Source organism: Limosilactobacillus mucosae (genome assembly GCF_046939755.1).
In the GTDB taxonomy this organism is placed as follows: domain Bacteria; phylum Bacillota; class Bacilli; order Lactobacillales; family Lactobacillaceae; genus Limosilactobacillus; species Limosilactobacillus mucosae_A.
In genome coordinates this window covers 23,324-29,568 of record NZ_JBKZAY010000026.1, presented here as the reverse complement: position 1 = coordinate 29,568, position 6,245 = coordinate 23,324, and the positions used below count along the sequence as shown (strand labels likewise).

Annotated in this window: 7 protein-coding genes; 4 read left to right on the top strand and 3 right to left on the bottom strand. The window is 46.9% G+C overall.

Annotated elements, in window-relative coordinates:
• Genes ACLUWI_RS08470 through ACLUWI_RS08460 form a run of 3 tightly spaced genes read right to left on the bottom strand, consistent with a single transcriptional unit; the run spans position 1 to position 2,373 of the window.
• The gene (locus ACLUWI_RS08470) at positions 1-309 is read right to left on the bottom strand and encodes a hypothetical protein (protein WP_412146941.1); all 309 of its coding nucleotides are present in this window, start codon (positions 307-309) and stop codon (positions 1-3) included.
• Positions 310-328: 19 nt separating this feature from the next.
• A complete protein-coding gene (locus ACLUWI_RS08465; RefSeq protein WP_412146940.1) occupies positions 329-1,036 on the bottom strand; it encodes a type 1 glutamine amidotransferase in 708 nt (235 codons plus the stop codon).
• The gene (locus ACLUWI_RS08460) at positions 1,036-2,373 is read right to left on the bottom strand and encodes a MurT ligase domain-containing protein (protein WP_412146939.1); all 1,338 of its coding nucleotides are present in this window, start codon (positions 2,371-2,373) and stop codon (positions 1,036-1,038) included. Before ACLUWI_RS08460 ends, ACLUWI_RS08465 begins: the two co-directional genes overlap by 1 nt.
• A 238-nt stretch (positions 2,374-2,611) precedes the next feature.
• Here ACLUWI_RS08460 and ACLUWI_RS08455 point away from each other — a divergent pair, with 238 nt between their 5' ends.
• From ACLUWI_RS08455 to ACLUWI_RS08440, 4 genes are read left to right on the top strand one after another with little or no spacing between them, the layout of a single operon-like run.
• Positions 2,612-3,199, top strand: a complete 588-nt coding sequence (locus ACLUWI_RS08455; RefSeq protein WP_034541238.1) for a thymidine kinase — start codon at positions 2,612-2,614, stop codon at positions 3,197-3,199.
• 8 nt (positions 3,200-3,207) lie between these two features.
• Positions 3,208-4,290 (top strand): peptide chain release factor 1, encoded by a 1,083-nt coding sequence (gene prfA, locus ACLUWI_RS08450; RefSeq protein WP_174435177.1) that lies wholly within the window; start codon positions 3,208-3,210, stop codon positions 4,288-4,290.
• Positions 4,283-5,143, top strand: a complete 861-nt coding sequence (prmC, locus tag ACLUWI_RS08445) for a peptide chain release factor N(5)-glutamine methyltransferase (RefSeq protein ID WP_412146938.1) — start codon at positions 4,283-4,285, stop codon at positions 5,141-5,143. The genes prfA and prmC overlap by 8 nt, the downstream gene beginning before the upstream one ends.
• Before the next feature lie 21 nt (positions 5,144-5,164).
• Positions 5,165-6,190 carry an L-threonylcarbamoyladenylate synthase gene (locus ACLUWI_RS08440; protein ID WP_412146937.1) on the top strand — a complete coding sequence of 342 codons (1,026 nt, stop codon included), beginning with the start codon at positions 5,165-5,167 and terminating at the stop codon, positions 6,188-6,190.
• Positions 6,191-6,245 lie beyond the last annotated feature (55 nt).

The window sequence follows — 6,245 nt, the reverse complement described above, 5'->3', positions numbered from 1 at the left end:
TTATTGATTCTGGATTGCGCTTTTAAGATTGTCCATTCGTTTGATGACCAGCGTCTCAAATAAAACCAGCAGACACCCAAAAGGCAGTACCCAGCTGTCAGGAGCAATCAGCAAGAGAATAATCAAAAGCCAAGAGCCCCAGTTCCATTTGCTTTCAACGCGCATGGTGCTGGCCAGCCGCTGTTTTAACTGAGGATCGCGAGCCAGGCCTTGGTTACCGCGCAGCCAGGCATACAGTCGAAACTCCCAAAAGCTTTCAACAATAAAGATAATCGTGATCAAAGTAGCATAAAGATCATCATTAATCATTCATTCACCATTCCTTTGCCTAAAAGGTCGGCTTGATTTCCAAGGCCTCTGCCTGGCTAAGATCAGCATCGGGGTATTTATGGTGCAAGGCAGCCAATAGGATCTTTTTGGCGATCTCGCCGTTACGCGTTAAGATTGGTCCGTGGAAGTAGGAGCAGTAGACGTTTTTATAGATCGCGCCCTCGCTGCCATCTTCGCCATTATTGCCATGACCGGAAACAACCTTGCCTAATGGACGCTCGCCCTTACCCAGATAGGTCTTGCCATTATGATTTTCAAAGCCGTGGTATTCCTGTCCGGTTTCTTCATTTTTAATGGTAATGTCACCAATGAAACGATTATGATCCTGACTCAGCGTATAGTGATCCAAAACGCCCAGACCAGGAATCTTTTCACCGTTTGCGCCAACGTAATAATGTCCTAGGAGCTGATAGCCACCGCAGATAGCCAACAGCGGCTTACCGTCATTGATGAATTTTTCAATCCCGGCTTTCTTGTTGGGCAGGTCTTTTGAAACAACCAGCTGCTCATAATCCTGGCCACCGCCAAATAGTGCCATGTCAAACTCATCAGGATTGAATGTCTCATCGATGCTGACGATCTTAACGGCAATATCGGCATCCATTTGCTTGGCATAATAGCGCAGGGCGATGATGTTGCCAACGTCGCTGTAGGTATTTAGCAGGTCGCCGTAAAGATGGGCCAGATTCAGATGGTATTTGGTCATTAGTCCATCCCTCCTTTAATGTATCCTTTTTCAGCCAGCAGTTTGCGGAGCTGCAAAACGGCTGTATAGCTGGCTAAGACATAAACGTGATCAGTTGGCAGATTCTTGATTTTAGCCAGTACATTGGCAAGCTCTGGTTCTTTCCAGATATTTTCGACTCCGGCCATCGTCAGTCGCGTGGTGATATCTTTGTAGCGCTCGCCACCCGTCATATACTGCTTGATATCATGCCGAGTCAGTTTTTCAAAGTCGCCGTCCCAGATCCAGCTGGTGTCGATCCCATCAGCATAGTTGGCGTTTAACAAAAAGACAAAGCTGAACGGTTCGGGATCAGTCTCGATCATATCAAGAACCTGATTGAGGCCAACGGGGTTCTTGACCAGAATCAGCGTCGTTTTTTTGCCATCGATATTGATCTCTTCTTGACGCCCAAAGACTCGTTCGTCCGATTCAAAGGCATGCTTGATCTGTGCTTGACTGACGCCTAGGAAACGACCAAGCGTATAGGCCGCCAGTGCATTGTAGATGTTATAGAGACCACCGATTTCAATCCGGTATTCCTGGCCGTCAAGTTCAAACGTTGAGCTGGTTGGCGTCAGTTTTCCCAACTTAGTGACGGCGTAGTCAAGTTTAGGACGCTTAAAGCCGCAATGAGGGCAGAAGTAGTCGCCCAAACCGGCATAAGTGATCAGGTGATAGTGCAGAATATGCTGACACTTGGGACAAAGCAGACCGTCAGTATTGGCTGGAGCTCTCAAGTCATCATGATGCTCGTGGTTAAAGCCGTAATAGATAACTGGGTTGGGCAGGTTCTGCGTGTTAAAAAGCTGTTCATCGCCATTAGCAATGATTGTGGCTTTTGGTGCCATGCGAACGCCTTTGAGAATCTTTTCGTAGGTCGTGTAGATTTCGCCATAGCGGTCCATTTGATCACGAAAAATATTGGTAAAGACAAATGCAATTGGCGTGATATAAGAAGTAACGATTGCCACGTTGGCCTCATCGACCTCTAACACGGCAAGGCCTTTTTGTTTAGGCTTGGGTGCGGTAATAAATGTCGTAACGATTCCCTGTTTCATGTTTGAACCGGTGGGATTGGTCAAGACATCGTGGTATTTTTCGCGCAGGACGCGGACGCTTAGTGCAGTCGTTAAGGTTTTGCCATTAGTCCCGGTGACAATAACCAGGTCATATTTTTTAGCAAACGACTGAAGAATGTCGGGATCCAGCTTTAAAGTGATCTTGCCGGGCAATGAGCTGCCGCCGTGCATGAAGGTATGCAAAAACCAATAGCTGGAGCGACCAGCAAATTCGGCAAATGAGCTTTTCAGTGACATAAAAAAATCCTTCCGCAAAATAATTTTTAACTTATTATAGTACCGATCAATTTTAAACTTTGCATCCAAAAAAAGAAAGTCATCATGCTCAAATCGTCTAAAAGGTCCACAGCAGCGATAATTTGTGATAAAATTTTATACTTGTGTCGACTGAATTGCAGCCTTGAGTCAGACGGTTTAAAATAGGTCTGATTTTCGGTATAATTTAGTTACTATTGCAAAGAAAAGGTGAAAGAGCGTGGCACAGTTATTCTTCAAGTATGGTGCGATGAATTCCGGCAAGTCGATTGATGTTTTAAAAGTAGCTCATAACTACGAAGAACAAGGCAAACCGGTCGTTTTACTGACCAGTGGCGTGGATACGCGATCGGGGCGAGGAACGATTGCTAGCCGGATTGGTCTGGAAAGAAAAGTCCACCCAATTATGAAAGACACCAATGTCTACGAATACGTCAAAAACATTGACCAGCGCATCTACTGCGTCTTAATTGATGAGGCTCAGTTTTTATCCAAAGAGCATGTCTTACAGCTGACGCAGATCGTTGATGAACTGAACATTCCCGTCATGACGTTTGGCTTGAAGAACGACTTTCGCAATGAGCTGTTTGAGGGCTCCAAGTATCTTTTGATCTATGCGGACAAGATCGAAGAAATGAAGACTATCTGCTGGTTTTGCCCACATAAGGCAACCATGAATTTGCGCATGCTTGACGGTCATCCCGTTTATGAAGGCGAGCAGGTTCAAATTGGCGGCAATGAGTCGTACTACCCGGTTTGTCGTAAACACTACTTTCACCCGCTGCTGAATAAGAAACAGGAGAAATAATCATGGAAATGGAAGAAATCTTTGACAAGCTTCAAGCGGTTGCCGATCGCTATGATGAGCTCAATGAATTGATCAGTGATCCAGAAGTAATTGCTGATACGGCTCGGTTTATGAAATTGTCCAAGGAAGAAGGAAGCCTGCGCGAAACCGTTGAAAAGTACAACGAATATAAACAGGTAACGCAAACCATTAAAGATGACGAAGAAATGCTTCGCGAAATTGATGATCCTGATCTAACGGCAATGACCAAGGATGAGATTGCCTCGTCTAAAGAACGTCAGGCTACGCTGGAAAAGGAATTGGAAGTACTTTTGATTCCTAAAGACCCGAATGATGACAAAAACATCATCATGGAAATTCGTGGGGCTGCTGGTGGGGATGAAGCCAGCTTGTTTGCAGCCGATTTGTACGACATGTATCTGCGCTATGCCGAAAAACAGGGCTGGAAAGTTGAAGTCGTTGATAAAAACGAAACCGAAGTCGGCGGCTTTAAGGAAATCTCTTTGCTGATCACTGGTGACAAGGTCTACTCCAAGCTGAAATTTGAAAACGGCGCGCACCGAGTTCAGCGGGTACCGGTGACGGAATCGGCTGGTCGTGTGCACACGTCAACGGCGACGGTCGGTGTAATGCCAGAAGCTGAGGACGTGGAAATTGATATCGATCCTAAAGATATTCGGACCGATGTTTATCGCTCATCTGGTGCCGGTGGTCAGCACATTAACAAGACTTCCTCTGCCGTTCGGATGACGCACCTGCCAACTGGCATCGTAGTAGCGATGCAAGACGAGCGTTCCCAACAGCAGAATCGGGCTAAAGCCATGCGGATCTTAAAAGCGCGGGTTTACGACTACTACCAGCAAAAAGAACAGAATGCCTATGATCAAAAGCGTAAAGATGCGATTGGGACCGGGGATCGTTCTGAACGAATTCGGACCTACAACTATCCACAAAACCGGGTTACCGACCATCGTATCGGCTTGACGCTTAACAAGCTGGATAAGATCATGGCTGGTGACTTGGATGAGATTATTGAAGCATTGATCATCGCCGATCAAACTAAGAAACTGGAGCAGCTGCGCAATGAATAAACCAACCGGTGAGTCTTGGAACTATTTTCAGGCTCAGCGCTGGGCAGCAGAATACTTAAAAGAACGCGGGCTGGATCCGCAAACGCCTGAATTTATTTTGAAAATGATTCATGACTGGAACACAACAACGCTTTTGATGCATAATCGTGATCGGATGCCATCAGAAGAAGCGGTGCGGTTTCGTCGGGCAATTGAACGCGTGGCTGCTCATGAACCGCCGCAGTATGTCGTTGGCAAAGCGCCATTTTACGGCCGAATGTTTATTGTCAGTCGCGATGTCTTAATCCCAGAAAGCGAAACCGAAGAACTGGTTGAGTGGGTATTGGATACAATGCCTAAAGACAAGCCAATTCGTGTTTTAGATCTGGGAACGGGCAGTGGCGTGATTGGGATTACGCTAAAGCTTGAAAGACCGCTTTGGCAAGTGACGCTTAGCGATATCTCAGCTGGAGCCTTGCGGGTAGCAACTGCCAACCAGCGTCTGCATGGAACCAATCTGCCAGAAATTGAAAGCGATATGTTTGCCAGACTGGCAGATCAAAAATTTGATTTGATCGTTACGAATCCACCATATATTGCAACGTCAGAGATCGCTTTGATGGATAAGGCTGTTTTAGACTATGAACCGCCAGTTGCTTTGTTTGCAGATGAGCATGGCCTGGGCTTTTATCATCGGCTGTTTGAAAATATTGGCGATCATCTAACGCCGCATGGTCAGTTGTTTGGCGAAACCGGATTTGATCAGGAACAAAGTATTCAAGACCTATGTCATCAAGTTGTGCCGCGTGCTCAGATCGAAACTCGTCATGATATGGCCGATCGGATGCGGATGATTCATGCATGGAACTTTTAAGCTTGGGAAGGAAGCACGATTTTGGAAACACGAATTTTTAAGCTGAATGAAATTGATCAAGCAGCTCAAGCCATTAAAGATGGACAGTTAGTGGCTTTCCCAACTGAAACGGTCTACGGCTTGGGTGCCGATGCTACTAATGAAGCTGCGGTCAAAAACGTCTATCTTGCTAAGGGACGCCCCAGCGACAACCCCTTGATCGTTCATGTAGCATCGGTTGAAATGGTCGAGCGGTACGCCGCTGAGATTCCCGATAGCGCGCGTCAGCTGATGAAGAAATTTTGGCCAGGCTCGTTGACGATTATCTTAAAGATCAAGCCAGGCTCGCTTTCGAAAACGGTTACAGGAGGGCTTGCAACGGTGGCCTTTCGCTATCCCGACTGTCAGCCAACGCTGGATTTGATCTTAAAGGCAGGCGTGCCAATCGTTGGTCCGTCCGCCAACACATCGGGTAAACCTAGTCCGACAACGGCTCAGCACGTCTTTCACGATCTGAATGGCAAAATTGCCGGCATCCTTGATAATGGTCCGACCCGGGTAGGCGTTGAGTCAACAGTCCTGGACCTTTCGACGTCGCAACCAGCTATTCTGCGTCCGGGTGCCGTTACCAAAGCGCAGATCGAGTCAGTAATCGGTTCAATCGACTTGGATCAGCACCATGTTGGAACCAATGAGACGCCTAAAGCTCCGGGAATGAAGTATCGTCATTATGCTCCTGGCGTTCCGGTGGCTATCGTCGATCCGCAGACGAATTGGCAAAGCGTTATCTCCTGGATTGCCAAGCAGCCGTCCAAGATTGGGGTAATGGCTGAAAAAAAGATTCTGGATGCATTCAGCTGGCCGGATAATGCCATCATCTACTCGCTTGGCGAAGACGTCAGTGATGCCAGCTCGCATTTGTTTGCCGGTCTGCGATTCTTTGACGATCAAAAAGACGTTGCCTCCATTCTGGTACAGGGGCTGGATGCAACCGGCCTGGGCGCGGCCTATATGAATCGTCTGAATAAATCGGCTGGCGGCAAACATTTTGAGGCATCAATCAAATAATTGATAAAATTTATTTTTTGCCTAAGCAACCAGGCCCGTTTTTGGTACAATAGTT